Origin of the sequence: Pseudomonas sp. LS44, from assembly GCF_024730785.1 — a bacterium.
In the GTDB taxonomy this organism is placed as follows: Bacteria; Pseudomonadota; Gammaproteobacteria; order Pseudomonadales; family Pseudomonadaceae; genus Aquipseudomonas.
In genome coordinates this window covers 2,645,404-2,663,659 of sequence record NZ_CP102830.1, presented here as the reverse complement: position 1 = coordinate 2,663,659, position 18,256 = coordinate 2,645,404, and the positions used below count along the sequence as shown (strand labels likewise).

Annotated in this window: 17 protein-coding genes; 15 read left to right on the top strand and 2 right to left on the bottom strand. The window is 58.4% G+C overall.

Annotated elements, in window-relative coordinates; all coding sequences use genetic code 11:
- The first annotated feature begins 45 nt into the window (after positions 1–45).
- The 3 genes from NVV93_RS11790 to NVV93_RS11780 all read left to right on the top strand — a co-directional run bounded on the left by NVV93_RS11790 (position 46) and on the right by NVV93_RS11780 (position 1,958).
- Complete coding sequence (locus NVV93_RS11790) at positions 46–918, top strand: hypothetical protein (RefSeq protein ID WP_258250839.1); 873 nt, start codon at positions 46–48, stop codon at positions 916–918.
- A 132-nt stretch (positions 919–1,050) separates the two neighbouring features.
- Positions 1,051–1,305 (top strand): YkgJ family cysteine cluster protein, encoded by a 255-nt coding sequence (locus NVV93_RS11785; RefSeq protein ID WP_258250838.1) that lies wholly within the window; start codon positions 1,051–1,053, stop codon positions 1,303–1,305.
- A 44-nt stretch (positions 1,306–1,349) separates the two neighbouring features.
- Positions 1,350–1,958 carry an START domain-containing protein gene (locus NVV93_RS11780; RefSeq protein WP_375162882.1) on the top strand — a complete coding sequence of 203 codons (609 nt, stop codon included), beginning with the start codon at positions 1,350–1,352 and terminating at the stop codon, positions 1,956–1,958.
- A gap of 71 nt (positions 1,959–2,029) precedes the next feature.
- On the opposite strand, the gene gltA is transcribed toward NVV93_RS11780, so the two are convergent.
- Positions 2,030–3,319, bottom strand: coding sequence for a citrate synthase (gene gltA / locus NVV93_RS11775; RefSeq protein ID WP_258250837.1), 1,290 nt, complete (start codon positions 3,317–3,319; stop codon positions 2,030–2,032).
- Between the two features lie 349 nt (positions 3,320–3,668).
- Between gltA and sdhC the strand changes: the two genes are divergently transcribed.
- The 12 genes from sdhC to NVV93_RS11715 all read left to right on the top strand — a co-directional run bounded on the left by sdhC (position 3,669) and on the right by NVV93_RS11715 (position 17,839).
- Positions 3,669–4,055, top strand: a complete 387-nt coding sequence (gene sdhC, locus NVV93_RS11770) for a succinate dehydrogenase, cytochrome b556 subunit (RefSeq protein ID WP_258250836.1) — start codon at positions 3,669–3,671, stop codon at positions 4,053–4,055.
- On the top strand, positions 4,049–4,417 hold the full coding sequence (gene sdhD, locus NVV93_RS11765) for a succinate dehydrogenase, hydrophobic membrane anchor protein (RefSeq protein ID WP_258250835.1): 369 nt from the start codon (positions 4,049–4,051) through the stop codon (positions 4,415–4,417). Before sdhC ends, sdhD begins: the two co-directional genes overlap by 7 nt.
- A 3-nt stretch (positions 4,418–4,420) precedes the next feature.
- Positions 4,421–6,193, top strand: a complete 1,773-nt coding sequence (gene sdhA, locus NVV93_RS11760; protein ID WP_258250834.1) for a succinate dehydrogenase flavoprotein subunit — start codon at positions 4,421–4,423, stop codon at positions 6,191–6,193.
- An 11-nt stretch (positions 6,194–6,204) separates the two neighbouring features.
- Positions 6,205–6,924 (top strand): succinate dehydrogenase iron-sulfur subunit, encoded by a 720-nt coding sequence (locus NVV93_RS11755; RefSeq protein WP_258250833.1) that lies wholly within the window; start codon positions 6,205–6,207, stop codon positions 6,922–6,924.
- A gap of 246 nt (positions 6,925–7,170) precedes the next feature.
- The gene (locus tag NVV93_RS11750) at positions 7,171–10,002 is read left to right on the top strand and encodes a 2-oxoglutarate dehydrogenase E1 component (protein ID WP_258250832.1); all 2,832 of its coding nucleotides are present in this window, start codon (positions 7,171–7,173) and stop codon (positions 10,000–10,002) included.
- Between the two features lie 43 nt (positions 10,003–10,045).
- A complete protein-coding gene (odhB, locus tag NVV93_RS11745; protein WP_258250831.1) occupies positions 10,046–11,263 on the top strand; it encodes a 2-oxoglutarate dehydrogenase complex dihydrolipoyllysine-residue succinyltransferase in 1,218 nt (405 codons plus the stop codon).
- A gap of 65 nt (positions 11,264–11,328) precedes the next feature.
- Positions 11,329–12,765, top strand: a complete 1,437-nt coding sequence (gene lpdA / locus NVV93_RS11740) for a dihydrolipoyl dehydrogenase (RefSeq protein ID WP_258250830.1) — start codon at positions 11,329–11,331, stop codon at positions 12,763–12,765.
- Positions 12,766–12,977: 212 nt separating this feature from the next.
- Entirely contained in the window at positions 12,978–14,144 is a 1,167-nt protein-coding gene (gene sucC, locus NVV93_RS11735) for an ADP-forming succinate--CoA ligase subunit beta (RefSeq protein WP_258250829.1), read from the top strand.
- The gene (gene sucD / locus NVV93_RS11730; RefSeq protein ID WP_258250828.1) at positions 14,144–15,031 is read left to right on the top strand and encodes a succinate--CoA ligase subunit alpha; all 888 of its coding nucleotides are present in this window, start codon (positions 14,144–14,146) and stop codon (positions 15,029–15,031) included. The genes sucC and sucD overlap by 1 nt, the downstream gene beginning before the upstream one ends.
- A 274-nt stretch (positions 15,032–15,305) precedes the next feature.
- Complete coding sequence (gene brnQ / locus NVV93_RS11725; RefSeq protein ID WP_258250827.1) at positions 15,306–16,619, top strand: branched-chain amino acid transport system II carrier protein; 1,314 nt, start codon at positions 15,306–15,308, stop codon at positions 16,617–16,619.
- A gap of 99 nt (positions 16,620–16,718) precedes the next feature.
- Positions 16,719–17,453: a DUF599 domain-containing protein gene (locus NVV93_RS11720; RefSeq protein ID WP_258250826.1), complete on the top strand. Its 735-nt coding sequence runs from the start codon at positions 16,719–16,721 to the stop codon at positions 17,451–17,453.
- Positions 17,450–17,839, top strand: coding sequence for an MAPEG family protein (locus tag NVV93_RS11715; protein ID WP_258250825.1), 390 nt, complete (start codon positions 17,450–17,452; stop codon positions 17,837–17,839). Before NVV93_RS11720 ends, NVV93_RS11715 begins: the two co-directional genes overlap by 4 nt.
- A 64-nt stretch (positions 17,840–17,903) precedes the next feature.
- On the opposite strand, the gene NVV93_RS11710 is transcribed toward NVV93_RS11715, so the two are convergent.
- Positions 17,904–18,173: a hypothetical protein gene (locus tag NVV93_RS11710; protein ID WP_258250824.1), complete on the bottom strand. Its 270-nt coding sequence runs from the start codon at positions 18,171–18,173 to the stop codon at positions 17,904–17,906.
- Positions 18,174–18,256: the final 83 nt, after the last annotated feature.

Below are 18,256 nucleotides of genomic sequence, written 5' to 3'. Positions count from 1 at the left end.
GCCAAGCACGTAGTGGTCGCACAAAAATAAAAATCAGGAGAGCACATGAAGTGCTGGGTAAAGGGGTTGATCGGCGTGGTAGCCCTGGGCACCGTTGGTATGGCAGGTTGGCAGGCTTGGCAGAGTTGGCGCGAACGTCCGGTCTGGAGCTCGCTGATCGTGCCCCCGGCGCTGGCGTTGCCGCGCGAGTTCAGCCTTGGCGAGTATCGCTTCGCCTGGTCCGGCCAGGGTTTCAACCTCTACGGCCAATCCAGTCCAAGTAAGAGTCTGTGGTCGGCGCAGGGCGGCTTTTTAGCGGCGGGCATTGGCCGTGCGCAGATGGAGGAATCCCGCGGGGCGCTGTTCGTCGTGGAGCGGCGCACCCTGTTGTGCCAAGAGCAGAGCGTGGAAAGCTTCCAGTTGATCGGCGAGCAACTGACCGTGAAGGGGCATTTACGCTGCTCCGATAGCCGCGTCAGTAGCTATAGCATGAGCCTCCGAGCTGACGGCGCGCGCGGTTTGCAGCTGGCTGTGAAAGTCGACGATCCAGCACTGAACCGTCTGTATCTGAGCTGGGCGCGCGATGCCGACGAGCAATTTTTTGGCTTTGGCGAACAGTTCAGCCAGTTCGATCTGGCTGGTCACCGCTTGCCGATCCTGGTCCAAGAGCAAGGCCTTGAGCTGGGTTTAAGGCCGATGACCCCAGGCGCCAGGCGGATCCCGTCCGCGCCCGAGCCGTATTACGTGACCAGCAAGCTGCGCAGCTTTTTCAGCGAGTCGGCGGCGTATCAGGTGTTCGATCTGCGTGACGAGCAGCGGGTGCAACTGGAGGTGCATGAGACAAAGCTGAGCGCGCGCGTCTACGCCGGTGAAAGCTCGAGCGCACTGGTCGAGGCACATGCCTCGGTCGTCGGTCGTAGGCCATCGCTGCCGGATTGATCTAATAGGGCGTGGTCGTCGGATTGATGTAGCGATTGCGCTTCGGCTGTATGGGGCAGCTGACGCCAGGCGCGCTCGCCAAGTAAAATCGCAATTTTAATTCGTGGCCTGGTCGAGGCGAGGATTTGGATCATGGAGTGTCGTGCAGGTTGCGGCGCGTGCTGTATCGCGCCGTCCATTAGTTCGGCGATCCCCGGTATGCCGGAGGGCAAGCGGGCTGGTGAGCGCTGCGTGCAGCTGTCGGTTGATAATCTTTGTCTGCTGTTTGGCAAGCCGGAGCGTCCTTCGGTGTGCGGGGAATTTCGTGCTGATCATCTAACCTGTGGGGACAGTCGGGCAGACGCGATCCGCCTGTTGGGCTGGTTGGAGCAGGCTACTGCCGCGTAGCTGGGCAGATTTTCGTTTATCCGTGAGTAGGCTAGGAGAAGGTTATGAACGTGCTGCACCAGATGGCCATGGTATGCGGTTTGAGTATGTTGATGGGCGCAACGGCGCAGGCCGAAGACTGGCAGTTGGCCAAAGATGAAAACGGCATCAAGGTGTATCTGAGCAGCGTTCCAGGCTCCAAGTACAAAGCCTATCGAGGGGTGGTCGAGATCAAGGCTAACGTGAAGACCATCAATGCATTGCAGGAGGATGTCGTGGGTTCCTGTAGCTGGATTCATGCCTGCGCTGAGATGAAGCTGCTCAAGCGGCAGGGCAATGAGGCTTGGACCTATTCGACCATCGAGATGCCCTGGCCGGTAACGGGGCGTGATTTGGTGCTACATGTCCAAGGCGGGCAAGCCGCCGACGGGACGGTTGTTCGTCAGCTTAAAGCCGATCCGAACTTTGTCCCACCGGTGAAGGGCCAGATCCGGGTACCGAAGTTGGTTGGTGAGTGGCGAGTGGTGCCTAAAGGCAATGATGTCACCGAAGTGACCTATCAGGTGCAGACCGAGCCGGGCGGTAGTATTCCTTCCTGGCTGGCGAATAGTTTTGTCGTCGATGCGCCGTTCAACACATTGGATGCCTTGCGCAAACGTGCCGAGCAACGCTGAGACGATATTCGTCAAATAAAAAAGGCTGCCAATTGGCAGCCTTTTTTATTTGGCGTTAGCCGGAAAGGCGCTTACTTGCGCTCTTCCAGCGGGGCCAGATCGCGTTGCGGGTAGCCGGTGTAGAGCTGGCGCGGACGGCCGATCTTGTACGGGCTAGAGAGCATTTCCTTCCAGTGCGAAATCCAACCGACAGTGCGTGCCAGGGCGAAAATCACCGTGAACATGCTGGTCGGAATGCCGATCGCCTTGAGGATGATGCCCGAGTAGAAGTCGACGTTCGGGTACAGGTTGCGTTCTTTGAAGTACGGATCGGTCAGGGCGATCTCTTCCAGGCGCATGGCCAGTTCGAGTTGCGGATCGTTTGTGATACCCAATTCGCCAAGAACTTCGTCGCAGGTCTTTTTCATCACGGTGGCACGTGGGTCGCGGTTTTTGTACACACGATGACCGAAGCCCATGAGTTTGAACGGATCGTTCTTGTCCTTGGCTTTGGCGATGAACTTGTCGATATTTTCGACACTGCCGATCTCATCCAGCATGGTCAGCACCGCTTCGTTGGCGCCGCCGTGGGCCGGGCCCCAGAGTGCGGCGATGCCAGCGGCGATACAGGCGAACGGGTTGGCGCCTGACGAGCCGGCCAGGCGGACGGTGGAGGTGGAGGCGTTCTGCTCGTGATCGGCATGCAGGATGAAGATGCGATCCATGGCCTTGGCCAGAATCGGGCTGATCGGTTTGATCTCGCACGGCGTGTTGAACATCATGTGCAAGAAATTTTCCGCGTAGTTCAGATCGTTACGCGGGTACATCATCGGTTGGCCCATGGAGTACTTGTAAACCATGGCGGCGATGGTCGGCATCTTGGCGACCAGGCGGATCGCGGAAATTTCGCGGTGCTTGGGATTATTGATATCCAGGGAGTCGTGATAGAACGCCGACAGCGCACCGACCACGCCACACATGATGGCCATCGGGTGGGCATCACGGCGGAAGCCGTTGAAGAAGGACTTCAGCTGCTCGTGGACCATGGTGTGGTTCTTCACGGTGCCAACGAACTTGGCGCGCTGTTCTGCGGTCGGCAGTTCTCCATACAGCAGCAGGTAGCAGGTTTCCAGATAGTCGGAATTTTCGGCCAGTTGCTCGATCGGATAGCCGCGATGCAAAAGGATGCCGTTATCGCCGTCGATGTAGGTGATCTTCGATTCGCAAGAAGCGGTCGACATAAAGCCAGGATCAAAAGTGAACCGGCCCGTGGTCGTCAGACCCCGCACATCTATCACATCGGGACCAACGGTACCGCTCAGAACGGGCAGGTCGACGGGGGCTGCGCCCTCGATGATCAACTGCGCTTTTTTGTCAGCCATGTTGGCCTCCTATTTATGCTTGAAATCACCAGACTGCCCCCCACGCAGGGCCCGCAACACTATAGAGAGATAAATTCCAAAGTCAATTTGCCAGAACCTAGGCAGCAGAGGGGTTTTAGCGGCTTTTTTTGGAGAAGATTGGCCGCTATTTACGCCTTTTATATACGTCGCGCAATCCACCCTTAGGCGGTGGCCATCGCATTGTCATTAGTAGCCTAACTGTCTATACTCTGCGCCCGGCCGCCAGGGCCCTAGCGCCGATATTCTGGTGATCGCCACTCCCTGGGTATGGGTACTTGACCAGTGCACTTCCCGACAACTTTGCCCTGATTGTTAGGGGCCCTTCAGTGTGAAAAAAGCCGTGAATAGCCAAAGACCTGTAAACCTAGACTTAAGGACGATCAAACTCCCAGTCACTGCTTACACGTCCATCCTGCACCGTATTTCCGGTGTCATCCTCTTCCTGGGTATCGCCGTGATGCTTTTTGCACTCGATAAATCCCTGGCTTCTGAGGACGGCTTCGAGCAGGTGAAAGCGTGTCTGGCCAGCCCTCTGGCCAAATTTGTGATCTGGGGCTTGTTGTCTGCGCTGCTGTATCACCTGGTGGCCGGAATTCGCCATCTGATTATGGATATGGGCATCGGTGAAACGCTGGAAGGCGGCAAGCTGGGCTCGCAAATCGTTCTCGCCATTTCCGTGGTGTTGATCGTGTTGGCGGGGGTGTGGGTATGGTAACTAATGTCACGAACCTATCGCGTTCGGGCCTCTATGACTGGATGGCTCAGCGTGTGTCGGCTGTTGTTCTCGCCGCCTATTTCATTTTTCTGATTGGCTACCTCGTGGTGAATCCAGGCCTCGGCTTTGCCGAATGGCATGCGCTGTTCTCTCACGGCTGGATGCGTATCTTCAGTCTGCTGGCGCTCGTAGCACTTGGTGCTCACGCCTGGGTCGGCATGTGGACCATCGCTACTGACTACCTGACGCCGATGGCGTTGGGCAAGTGGGCGACTGTCGTGCGTTTCCTGTTCCAGGCAGTCTGCGGCATTGCGATGTTCGCGTTCTTCGTCTGGGGCGTGCAGATTCTCTGGGGTATCTGATCCATGTCTAGCATTCCTACTCTTTCCTATGACGCCATCATTGTTGGTGGCGGCGGTGCCGGCATGCGCGCGGCTCTGCAGTTGGCTCAAGGCGGCCACAAGACCGCGGTAGTCACCAAAGTCTTCCCGACTCGCTCGCACACCGTATCCGCTCAGGGTGGCATCACCTGTGCCATCGCTTCGGCCGACCCGAATGACGATTGGCGCTGGCACATGTACGACACCGTCAAAGGTTCCGACTATATCGGTGACCAGGACGCCATCGAATACATGTGTTCTGTTGGCCCAGAAGCCGTGTTTGAGCTCGAACACATGGGTCTGCCGTTCTCGCGTACTGAGCAGGGCCGTATCTATCAGCGTCCGTTTGGTGGTCAGTCCAAAGGACCGGATAACTCGACTCAGGCTGCACGTACTTGCGCCGCGGCTGACCGTACCGGTCACGCTCTGCTGCATACTCTTTATCAAGCCAACCTGAAAGCCGGTACTTCGTTCCTCAACGAGTGGTACGCGGTTGATCTGGTCAAAAATCAGGACGGCGCTGTAGTCGGCATCATTGCCATCTGCATCGAGACTGGCGAAACCGTCTACATCCGCTCCAAGGCTGTAGTTCTGGCTACTGGTGGCGCCGGTCGTATTTACTCTTCGACCACCAACGCCTTGATCAATACGGGTGACGGCGTGGGCATGGCCCTGCGTGCTGGCGTGCCGGTGCAAGACATCGAAATGTGGCAGTTCCACCCGACCGGTATCGCCGGTGCGGGCGTGCTGGTGACCGAAGGTTGCCGCGGTGAAGGTGGCTACCTGATCAACAAGCACGGCGAACGCTTCATGGAGCGCTATGCTCCGAACGCCAAAGACCTGGCCGGTCGCGACGTAGTTGCGCGCTCCATGGTTAAGGAAGTCATCGCCGGCAACGGCTGTGGTCCGGATGGCGATCACGTATTGCTGAAGCTCGATCACCTTGGTGAAGAGGTTCTGCACAGCCGCCTGCCTGGCATCTGCGAATTGTCCAAGACTTTCGCGCATGTCGACCCGGTTGTTGCACCGGTTCCAGTTATCCCGACTTGCCACTACATGATGGGCGGCGTTGCTACCAACATTCATGGCCAGGCGATGACTCAAGATGCAAACGGTAACGATGTCATCATCGACGGTCTATTTGCCGTAGGCGAAGTGGCTTGCGTATCCGTACACGGTGCCAACCGTCTGGGTGGCAACTCGCTGCTCGACCTGGTGGTGTTCGGCCGTGCGGCCGGCATCCATCTGGAGCGGGCGCTGAAAGAAGGCATTGAAGCGCGCGGCGCCAGTGCGACCGACATTGAGCTGTCGCTCAAGCGGTTGTCCGGCGTCAACGAGCGCCGCACCGGCGAAGACGTAGCTCCGCTGCGTAAAGAGCTGCAAGCCTGCATGCAGAACTACTTCGGTGTATTCCGTACTGGCGAATACATGAAGAAAGGCATCGCTCAACTGGCTGATCTGCGCGAGCGCATTGCGACCGTCAAGATCGCCGACAAGAGCCAGGCCTTCAACACTGCGCGTATCGAAGCGCTGGAACTGCAAAACCTTCTCGAAGTCGCCGAGGCTACTGCGATTGCTGCGGATACTCGTACCGAGTCCCGTGGTGCGCATGCTCGTGAAGACTTCGAAGATCGCGATGACACCAACTGGTTGTGCCACTCCCTGTATTTTCCAGGTGAGAAGCGCGTGACCAAGCGTGCTGTCAACTTCGCGCCGAAGACCGTTCCGGCGTTTGAACCCAAGATCCGTACCTATTAAGGGTGGCCGATATGTCGCTAGCCAAAACTTTGCAAGTCAGCGTTTATCGCTACAACCCAGAGCAAGACAAAGCACCCTTCATGCAGGACTTTCAAGTCGAGATCGACGGCAAGGACCTGATGGTGCTGGACGTGCTGGCTCTGATCAAGGAACAGGATGAAGGTTTCTCCTATCGTCGTTCCTGCCGTGAAGGCGTGTGCGGTTCCGACGGTATGAATATCAGCGGCAAGAACGGCCTGGCCTGTGTCACTCCGATATCTTCGGTAGTGAAAAACAACAGGCTGGTGATCCGTCCGCTGCCCGGCCTGCCGGTCATTCGTGACCTGGTCGTCGACATGAGCATCTTCTACAAGCAATACGAGAAGGTGCAGCCATATCTGCAGAACGACACGCCGGCTCCGGCTATCGAGCGTCTGCAGTCTCCGGAAGAGCGCGAGAAGTTGGACGGTCTGTACGAGTGCATCCTGTGCGCATGCTGTTCGACCTCCTGCCCGTCGTTCTGGTGGAACCCGGATAAATTCCTGGGTCCAGCTGCATTGCTTCAGGCTTATCGCTTCCTAGCTGATAGCCGCGACACCAAGACTGCTGAGCGACTGGCCTCGCTGGATGATCCGTTCAGTGTGTTCCGTTGCCGCGGCATCATGAACTGCGTGAGCGTTTGCCCAAAGGGTCTCAATCCGACCAAGGCAATCGGCCACGTACGTAACATGTTGCTGCAAAGCGGTACCTGATCAGTTGTTGTAATACCAGTAACACCTGCGGCGTCTGAAATGGTTCAGGCGTCGCGGTTCCAGTTGAAGTGCAGCTCACAAAGCCGCCTTCTTACTTGAAAAATTGAAGACCAGCAGGGGCATCCGGGCTGGTGTCCGGACTATCTGCGGGATCCGAAGTGGCTTTACCCAAGTCGCTATTCGAGGACTTTTAAAGCTAATGCGGTTTCCACGCCGATGGTGGCCCCTTACCGAGGGTGACCAAGCATGCAAGAAAGCGTGATGCAGCGCATGTGGAACAGCGCCCACCTATCCGGTGGCAATGCTGCATATGTGGAAGAGTTGTATGAACTCTACCTGCACGATCCCAACGCTGTGCCAGAAGAGTGGCGCACCTATTTCCAGAAGCTGCCCGCCGATGGCAACGTGGCGAATGACGTATCGCACTCCACGATTCGCGATCATTTCGTATTGCTGGCCAAAAACCAGCGCCGCGCTCAGCCGGTGTCCGCCGGAACGGTTAGCTCAGAGCATGAGAAGAAGCAGGTTGAAGTCCTGCGACTGATTCAGGCTTACCGCATGCGCGGCCATCAGGCTTCCCGACTCGATCCCCTCGGTCTCTGGCACCGTCGCGCCCCGGCCGACTTGTCGATCAATCACTACGGTCTGACCGATGCCGACCTCGATACCACCTTCCGTACCGGTGAGCTGTACATCGGTAAGGAAGAGGCGTCGCTGCGCGATATCTATCAGGCTCTGCAACAGACCTATTGCCGCACCATCGGCGCCGAATTCACCCATATCGTCGATTCCGAACAGCGCAAGTGGTTCCAGCAGCGCCTGGAAAGCGTGCGTGGCCGTCCGGCGTTCTCGGCCGATGTGCAAAGCCATTTGCTCGAGCGACTGACTGCCGCCGAGGGCCTGGAAAAATACCTCGGCACTAAATATCCGGGGACCAAACGTTTCGGTCTGGAAGGTGGTGAAAGCCTTATTCCACTGCTGGACGAGATCATTCAGCGCTCCGGCTCCTACGGTACTCAGGAAATCGTCATCGGCATGGCCCACCGCGGCCGTCTGAACGTTCTGGTCAATACCTTCGGCAAGAACCCGCGCGACCTGTTCGACGAGTTCGAAGGCAAGAAGGTCGAAGGCCTCAGCTCCGGTGACGTGAAATACCACCAGGGCTTCTCCTCCAACGTGATGACCCCTGGCGGCGAAGTTCACCTGGCGCTGGCGTTCAACCCCTCCCACCTGGAAATCGTTTCCCCAGTGGTCGAGGGTTCGGTACGTGCTCGTCAGGATCGTCGTAAGGATCTGTCCGGCGACAAGGTTCTGCCCATTTCCCTGCATGGCGACGCCGCATTCGCTGGCCAGGGCGTGGTCATGGAAACCTTCCAGATGTCGCAGACCCGTGGTTACAAGACGGGTGGCACCATCCATATCGTCATCAACAACCAGGTCGGCTTCACAACCAGTCGCCCGGAAGACTCGCGCTCAACCGAGTACGCCACCGACGTGGCGAAGATGATCCAGGCACCGATCTTCCATGTGAATGGCGATGATCCGGAAGCCGTGCTGTTCGTCACTCAACTGGCCGTCGACTACCGCATGCAGTTCAAGCGTGACGTCGTCATCGACTTGGTTTGCTATCGCCGCCGTGGCCACAACGAGGCCGACGAGCCGAGCGGTACTCAGCCGCTGATGTATCAGCAGATCGTCAAACAGCGCACCACTCGCGAGCTGTATGCCGAAGTGTTGGTCAAGGCTGGCGCGCTCGATGAGACCGCCGTACAAGCCAAGATCGATGACTATCGCACCGCGCTGGATAATGGCCAGCACGTGGTGAAAAGCCTGGTCAAAGAGCCGAACAAAGAGCTGTTCGTCGATTGGCGTCCGTACCTGGGGCATGCCTGGAATGCCCGTCACGACACCCGCTTCGATCTGAAAACCTTGCAGGATCTTTCTTCCAAACTGCTGGAAATTCCTGACGGGTTGGTGGTTCAGCGCCAAGTGGCAAAGATCCTCGAAGATCGCCAGAAGATGGGTGCCGGCGGCTTGCCGATCAACTGGGGCTATGCCGAGACAATGGCCTACGCCACCCTGTTGTTCGAAGGCCATCCGATTCGCATCACTGGCCAGGACGTAGGTCGCGGCACCTTCTCGCACCGCCATGCGGCGCTGCACAACCAGAAGGATGGGTCTACCTATCTACCACTGCAGAACCTGTACGCCGACCAGCCAGTTTTTGACCTGTATGACTCCTTCCTTTCCGAAGAGGCCGTGCTGGCGTTCGAATATGGCTACTCGACCACCACGCCTAGCGCGTTGGTGATCTGGGAAGCGCAATTCGGTGACTTCGCCAACGGTGCCCAAGTGGTCATCGACCAGTTCATCACCAGCGGCGAGCACAAGTGGGGTCGTCTGTGCGGCCTGACTATGCTGCTGCCACATGGTTACGAAGGGCAGGGCCCAGAGCACTCCTCTGCGCGTCTGGAGCGTTACCTGCAGTCGTGCGCCGAGCACAACATCCAGGTCTGCGTACCGACCACCCCGGCGCAGATCTACCATTTGCTGCGTCGTCAGGTAATTCGCCCGTTGCGTAAGCCGTTGGTCGTATTGACCCCTAAATCGTTGCTGCGCCATAAGTTGGCCATCTCGACGTTGGAAGATCTGGCTGAAGGCTCGTTCCAGACCGTCATCAGCGAGATCGATACCCTCGATCCGAAGAAGGTCGAACGCGTTGTGTTGTGCAGCGGCAAGGTCTATTACGACTTGCTGGAGAAGCGTCGCGCCGAAGGCCGTGAAGATATTGCCATCGTGCGTATCGAGCAGCTCTATCCGTTCCCTGAAGACGATCTGGCCGAAGTTCTCGCTCCCTACAAGAACCTCAAGCACATCGTTTGGTGTCAGGAAGAGCCGATGAACCAGGGCGCCTGGTATTGCAGCCAGCACCACATGCGTCGTGTTGCTATCGCGCACAAGAAGAGCCTGTTCCTTGAGTATGCGGGCCGCGAAGGCTCTGCTGCTCCGGCCTGTGGCTACGCTTCGATGCACGCCGAGCAGCAAGAAAAGCTGCTGCAAGATGCCTTCACCGTTTAACGCCTTCGCGCAGAAGAAACCGAATACATAGGAACCACATTAAATGGCTATCGAGATCAAAGCCCCAACTTTCCCAGAATCGGTTGCCGACGGTACCGTTGCGACTTGGCACAAAAAGCCTGGCGACGCCGTCAAGCGTGACGAACTGATTGTCGATATCGAAACCGACAAAGTGGTCATGGAAGTGTTGGCTGAAACGGACGGCGTGCTGAGTGAGATCGTCAAGAACGAAGGCGACACCGTGCTCAGCGGTGAACTGCTCGGCAAATTGAGCGCCGGCGCTGCGGCTCCTGCCGCCGCACCTGCCGCTGCCGCACCGGCTGCCCAAGCCGCCGCAGCCCCGGCAGCCGGTGGCGACGATGCGATTCTTTCGCCAGCTGCTCGCAAGTTGGCCGAAGAAAACGGCATCGATCCGAACAGCATTGCCGGTACCGGCAAAGGTGGTCGCGTCACCAAAGAAGACGTAGTCGCTGCTGTTGAAGCCAAGAAAGCCGCGCCAGCTGCTCCTGCGCCAGTGGCCAAACCGGCCGCCGCTGCACCGGTATTCGCCGCTGGCGATCGGGTCGAGAAGCGCGTGCCGATGACTCGCCTGCGCGCTAAAGTCGCCGAGCGTCTGGTCGAGGCGCAATCCTCGATGGCCATGTTGACCACCTTCAACGAAGTCGACATGACCGAAGTCATGGCCCTGCGTTCGAAGTACAAGGATCTCTTCGAGAAGAGCCATAACGGCGTGCGTCTGGGCTTCATGTCGTTCTTCGTCAAGGCTGCCGTTGAGGCGCTGAAACGCTTCCCAGCGGTCAACGCTTCGATCGATGGCAGCGACATCGTCTACCACGGCTACCAGGACATCGGCGTTGCCGTATCCAGCGACCGTGGCCTGGTGGTTCCGGTACTGCGCAATGCCGAGCTAATGTCCCTCGCCGAAGTCGAAGGCGGCATCGCCACCTTCGGCAAGAAGGCCCGTGACGGCAAACTGTCGATCGACGAGATGACCGGTGGCACCTTCACTATCACCAACGGTGGCACCTTCGGTTCGATGATGTCGACCCCGATCGTCAACCCGCCGCAAGCCGCCATCCTCGGCATGCACAATATTCTCCAGCGCCCCATGGCTATCAACGGTCAGGTGGTCATCCGTCCGATGATGTACCTGGCGCTGTCCTACGATCACCGTCTGATCGATGGCAAGGAAGCGGTCAGCTTCTTGGTGACCATCAAGAACCTGCTGGAAGACCCGGCGCGTTTGCTGCTGGATATCTAAGAGCCAGTCTCTCCCTCGGCGGTCCTCACAAGGGACCGTCCGATCTATTCGAGAAGGAATGAGTTATGACCCAAAAATTCGACGTGGTAGTCATCGGTGCCGGCCCTGGCGGCTATGTAGCCGCGATCAAGGCAGCTCAACTCGGTCTGAAGACTGCTTGCATCGAGAAATATCAGGACAAAGAGGGCAAGATCGCCCTCGGCGGCACCTGTTTGAACGTCGGCTGCATTCCATCCAAGGCGCTGCTGGACAGCTCCTACAAGTACCATGAGGCCCACGAAGGCTTCAAAATCCACGGTATCGAAGCCAAAGGCGTCACTATCGACGTCCCGGCGATGGTCGCTCGCAAGAACGGCATCATTAAGAATCTCACTGGCGGCGTTGCTGGCCTGTTCAAGGCCAACGGTGTGACGCTGCTGGAAGGCCACGGCAAGCTGCTGGCCGGCAAGAAAGTCGAAGTGACCGGCTTGGACGGCAAGAGCCAGATCGTCGAGGCTGAAAACGTCATTCTCGCCTCCGGCTCCAAGCCAGTCGATATCCCGCCGGCACCGGTCGATCAGGACATCATCGTCGATTCCACTGGCGCCCTGGAGTTCCAGTCGGTACCCAAGAAGCTCGGCGTGATCGGCGCAGGGGTGATTGGTCTGGAGCTGGGTTCGGTGTGGTCGCGTTTGGGTGCTGAAGTCACCGTGATCGAAGCGCTGGAAAAATTCCTTCCGGCCGCCGACGAGCAGATCGCCAAGGAGGGGATGAAAATCCTCACCAAGCAAGGTCTGGACATCCGTCTGGGCGCGCGCGTCACCGGCACTGAAATCAAGAAGAAGCAAGTCACTGTCAGCTTCACCGACAGTGCTGGCGAGCAGAAGATGGTGTTCGACAAGCTGATCGTAGCCGTCGGTCGTCGTCCGGTAACCACCGAGTTGCTGGCCGCTGACAGCGGTGTGACGCTCGACGAGCGTGGTTTCATCTTCGTTGACGACCAGTGCAAAACCAGCGTGCCGGGCGTTTTCGCCATTGGCGACGTGGTGCGTGGCGCGATGCTGGCCCACAAAGCTTCGGAAGAAGGTGTAATGGTTGCCGAGCGCATCGCCGGCCATAAAGCCCAGATGAACTACGACCTGATTCCGTCGGTGATCTACACCCATCCGGAAATGGCGTGGGTCGGTAAAACCGAACAGCAGTTGAAGGGTGAGGGCGTCGAGATCAAGGTCGGCACCTTCCCGTTCGCGGCCAGTGGTCGTGCCATGGCCGCTAACGACACCGCCGGCTTGGTCAAAGTGATCGCCGATGCCAAGACGGATCGCGTGCTGGGTGTTCATGTCATCGGCCCAAGCGCCGCCGAGCTGGTACAGCAAGGCGCGATTGGCATGGAATTCGGCACCAGCGCTGAAGACCTGGGCATGATGGTGTTCTCGCACCCGACACTGTCCGAAGCGCTGCATGAAGCGGCGCTGGCGGTGAATGGCCATGCCATTCATATCGCCAACCGTAAGAAACGCTGAAAAATCATTAGGATGCGGCCACTTCCAGCTGTTGGCGGTGGCCAGTCCGGCGATTTTTAGGTCACAAAAGAACCACGATGGGCCGCCCGTCATGAATCTTCTTTGAGGGTTCACCGCGGAACGCCCACCGGACTGCTCAGCAGTCACAGGTGGCGCGGCATTACTTATGCAGCGCCGAAATGCGCAATACCTAACGAAGACGGTAGACAAGCATGAATCTCCACGAGTATCAGGGTAAGCAGCTGTTCGCTGAATACGGCCTGCCCGTTTCCAAGGGCTTCGCCGTAGACACCCCGGAAGACGCGGCTGCAGCCTGCGAAAAAATCGGTGGCAGTGAGTGGGTCGTAAAGGCTCAGGTCCACGCCGGTGGTCGCGGTAAAGCGGGCGGCGTGAAGCTGGTCAAGAGCAAAGAAGACGCCAAGGCCTTCGCTGCCAACTGGCTGGGCAAACGTCTGGTGACCTACCAAACTGACGCCAATGGTCAGCCGGTCAGCAAGATTCTGGTCGAATCCTGCACCGACATCGCCAAGGAACTGTACCTGGGCGCGGTCGTTGACCGTTCCAGCCGCCGTATCGTGTTCATGGCTTCCACCGAGGGTGGCGTGGACATCGAGAAAGTTGCTCACGAGACTCCTGAGAAGATCCTCAAGGCTACCGTCGATCCGCTGGTAGGTGCTCAGCCTTACCAGGGCCGCGACCTGGCGTTCCAGCTCGGTCTGGAAGGCGATCAGATCAAACAGTTCACCCAGATCTTCGTTGGCCTGGCCAAGCTGTTCCAGGACTACGACCTGGCTCTGCTGGAAGTGAACCCGCTGGTGATCAAGGCTGACGGCAACCTGCATTGCCTGGACGCGAAGATCAACATCGACGCCAACGCCATGTACCGTCAGCCCAAGCTGCGCGCCATGCACGATCCGTCGCAGGACGACGCCCGTGAAGCGCATGCGCAGAAGTGGGAACTGAACTACGTCGCGCTGGAAGGCAACATCGGTTGCATGGTCAATGGCGCCGGTCTGGCCATGGGCACCATGGACATCGTCAACCTGCACGGCGGCAAGCCGGCCAACTTCCTCGACGTGGGCGGCGGTGCAACCAAAGAACGCGTAACCGAAGCCTTCAAGATCATCCTGTCCGACAGCAACGTAGCTGCCGTTCTGGTGAACATCTTCGGCGGTATCGTGCGTTGCGACATGATTGCCGAAGGCATCATCGGCGCCGTTAAAGAAGTCGGCGTGAAGATTCCGGTTGTAGTTCGTCTGGAAGGCAACAACGCGGACCTCGGCGCTAAAGTACTGGCCGACAGCGGTCTGAACATCATCGCGGCGACCAGCCTGACCGACGCTGCTCAGCAAGTTGTTAAAGCTGCGGAGGGCAAGTAATGAGCGTCCTGATCAATAAAGACACCAAAGTCATCTGCCAGGGCTTCACCGGCTCGCAAGGTACTTTCCACTCCGAGCAAGCCATCGCCTACGGCACCAAGATGGTTGGCGGCGTGACCCCGGGTAAAGGCGGCACCACTCACCTGAACCTGCCGGTGTTCAACACCGTCAAGGAAGCCGTTGACGCCACTGGCGCCGATGCTTCGGTGATCTACGTTCCGGCTCCATTCTGCAAAGACTCGATCCTGGAAGCGGCGTTCGGCGGCATCAAGCTGATCGTCTGCATCACCGAAGGCATCCCGACCATCGACATGCTGGAAGCCAAGGTCAAGTGCGACGAGCTGGGTGTACGCCTGATCGGTCCGAACTGCCCGGGCGTGATCACTCCCGGCGAGTGCAAGATCGGCATCATGCCGGGTCACATCCACCTGCCAGGCAAAGTAGGCATCGTGTCGCGCTCCGGCACCCTGACCTATGAAGCCGTGAAGCAGACTACCGACGCCGGCTTCGGCCAGTCCACTTGCGTGGGCATCGGTGGTGACCCGATCCCGGGTTCGAACTTCATCGACATCCTCAAGCTGTTCCAGGAAGACCCGAAAACCGAAGCCATCGTGATGATCGGTGAAATCGGTGGTTCCGCTGAGGAAGAAGCCGCTGCCTACATCAAGGCCAATGTGACCAAGCCGGTGGTGTCCTACATCGCTGGTGTGACTGCTCCTCCGGGCAAGCGCATGGGCCACGCCGGCGCCATTATCTCCGGTGGTAAAGGTACTGCGGACGAGAAGTTCGCAGCCCTGCAGGACGCAGGTGTGAAAACCGTGCGTTCCCTGGCTGACATCGGCAAGGCCCTGGCCGAGCTGACCGGTTGGGAAGTCAAGCAAGCCTAAGCCGGCTTGAGTGAGACAGAGGCCACCTTCGGGTGGCCTTTTGTTTTCTGGGTAAAAACAGTTGATCAGGCGACAGCGGATTACAACCAACCGACAGCCTGACCTGTGTCAATGCCCTCGGCGCGGCTTATTCGTTAGGCTGGCAACTATCCCGCGCCAATCCCATAAGGATCGACGCACGCACAGCGGTTCGCCTTATCCCGGTGGACGACGTTTCCTCGACACACACGGAAACCCTCCCCACAAATTCGATTTAGCGATGCGGTATTCCTAGATGAAATCCCTGAAAGGCCAGGACATTCTGGCACTCGGCTTCATGACTTTTGCCTTGTTCGTTGGTGCTGGCAACATCATTTTCCCCCCAATTGTCGGCCTGCAGTCCGGTCCGCATGTGTGGCTCGCGGCACTGGGTTTTCTGATCACCGCCGTGGGGCTACCCGTCATTACTATCGTGGCCTTGGCCAAGGTTGGCGGCGCCATGGATGCGCTCAGCGGCCCGATCGGCAAAACCGCCGGCGTGGTGCTGGCGGTGGTCTGCTATCTATCGGTGGGCCCGCTGTTTGCCACGCCGCGCACCGCCACAGTGTCTTTTGAGGTCGGGGTGGCACCGTTGACCGGCAATACACCGCTGGCGTTGTTCGCCTATAGCCTGGTGTATTTCGCTGTGGTGCTGGCGGTTTCGCTGTATCCGGGACGCCTGCTGGACACCGTTGGCCGGGTCTTGGCGCCCCTCAAGATCATTGCGCTGCTGGCGCTCGGTATCGCCGCCTTCATGCTGCCGCTGGGCACGATCGGCGACGCCACACCGGCTTATCAGGCGGCCCCATTCTCTCAGGGTTTCGTCAGCGGCTACCTGACCATGGATACGCTGGGCGCGCTGGTTTTCGGCATCGTCATCGTCAACGCGATTCGCTCGCGCGGAGTCGAGTCGCCGCGGCTGATCACCCGTTATGCCGTCATTGCCGGATTGATCGCCGGCGTCGGTTTGGCGTTGGTGTACATCAGCCTGTTCCGCCTCGGTGCGGGTAGTCATTCGATTGCTGGCGAGGCGAGCAACGGTGCTGCGATTCTGCATGCCTATGTGCAGCACACTTTCGGCGCCTGGGGCAGCGCTTTTCTTGCGGTGCTGATCTCGCTGGCCTGTCTGGTTACGGCGGTGGGCCTGACCTGTGCGTGCGCCGAATACTTCAGCCAATTGCTGCCGCTGTCTTACCGCAGCCTGGTGGTGATCCTGGCCGGCTTTTCGTTGCTGGTATCCAACCTGGGCCTAACCAAGTTGATCCAGGTATCGGTGCCAGTCCTGACCACCATTTACCCGCCATGCATCGTTCTGGTGGCGCTGAGCTTCTGCTGGAGCCTTTGGTATTCGCCAAGCCGCGTCATCGTTCCGGTGATGCTGGTATCGCTGCTGTTTGGTGTTGTCGATGGTCTTAAAGTGGCCGAGTTGGCGCATTGGATGCCGTCTTGGCTCACTCATTTGCCTCTGTCCGAGCAGGGCCTGGCCTGGCTGTTGCCGGCCGTGCTGACCCTGGCTGCGGCGAGCGTCTATGACCGTCTATTGGGTGCGCCACGCGAAGTCACCGCCTGATCTCTTTTGACTCAAAAAGGCTGCCTCTAGGCGGCCTTTTTGTTGCGTGTGCGAAACACGCAGCTGGCTATAATCGCCAGGCATATACAAGGAGTTGGCATGTTCGCGACCGAGAGCTTTTGGCCACATGTGTTGGCTGTCTTCTGGTTCATTGTTTGTTGGGCGGGTTACACCCGTTATGCGATCTGGAAGGGCCGTGATACGGCTTGTCTAGCCAGTGTCCTGCACCTCTATCGGGAAGACTGGATGCGTCGCCTGCTGTTGCGCGACAACCGCATTGCCGATGCCAGCGTGATCGGTAATCTGGAGCGCAATGCATCGTTCTTCGCTTCGAGCACCTTGATCATCCTTGCTGGCATTCTCACCGTGCTTGGCTCCTCCGAGCGCGCGGTATCGCTGTTGGCCGATCTGCCGCTGGTGCAGCCGGTCAGTCGTGGGCTCTCGGAAATCAAGCTGCTGTGTCTGGCGATCGTCTTCGTCTACGCCTTCTTCACCTTCAGCTGGTGCATGCGTCAATACAATTTCGCCGCGGTGCTGATCGGTTCGGCGCCGATGGTTGGTGAGCGGTATGTCAGCGAGCAGGAGCGCAAAGCCTTTTCCGAGCGTGCGGCGCGGGTGATTTCAATGGCCGCCAACCAGTTCAACCTGGGGCTGCGCTCTTACTATTTCGGCATGGCTGTGCTCGCCTGGTTTCTCAATCCGTGGGTGTTCATCTTGGTGACCAGCGGTGTTGTGCTGGTCCTCTATCGGCGCGAGTTTCATTCGGATGTACTCGAAGTGATGGTGTATACCCAGACCACGGCCCCAGAGCCGCTCAAGGAGAAAAACGAATGAGCACCCCGTTTTGGTGTGTGTTTATCGCCGCCTTACTGATTTATGTGGCCAAGCTTCCCCTGGCCAAGGCGATGAAGGAGGAAGGGAAGGGGTATGACAACCATGATCCGCGCGGGCAACAGGCGCGCCTGACCGGATTTGGCGCCCGGGCGCATGCGGCGCATTTGAACAGCATTGAGATATTCCCGCTGTTTGCCGTGGGTGTGCTGATGGCCCATACCACCGAGGTCTTCGGCTGGTGGGTAGATCTCCTGGCGGTGACTTTCGTGATTTCGCGAGTGCTTTATCTGTGGTTGTACTGGGCGGATAAAGCGCCTGCACGCAGCCTGGTATGGGTGATCGGCCTGTTGTGCTGTCTGTTGCTGATGCTCAGTCCGGTGCTCTGATCCAGAAAGCACAAGGCCCGCAACGTGCGGGCCTTGGCGGGTGGGATGATGGAGCGGAACTGGGTTATTGATCTTTGACTGCATCCTTGGCGTCTTCCGCCGCAGCTTGAGTCGCGTCAACGGCCTCATTGGCTTTTTCTTCAATGGCCGCGCCGGCTTCCTCGGCCTTCTGCTGAATGGCCGCGCCGGCTTCTTTGGTGGCATCGCCAGCGGACTGCATGGCATCAGAGGCCGATTCTTTGGCGGCATTCATCTTGTCTTCCGGGGTCTTGTCGCATGCGGCAAGACCGAGGGTTGCAGCGAGTAGCAAGGCATAAGTCAGCGGTTTTTGCATGGTCAGATTTCCTTGTGTGGCTTTCCGTTCAACAAGCAGTTGGAGTTGTGATGTGGTACCGAAGTTCCCGACAGGCGGAGGCA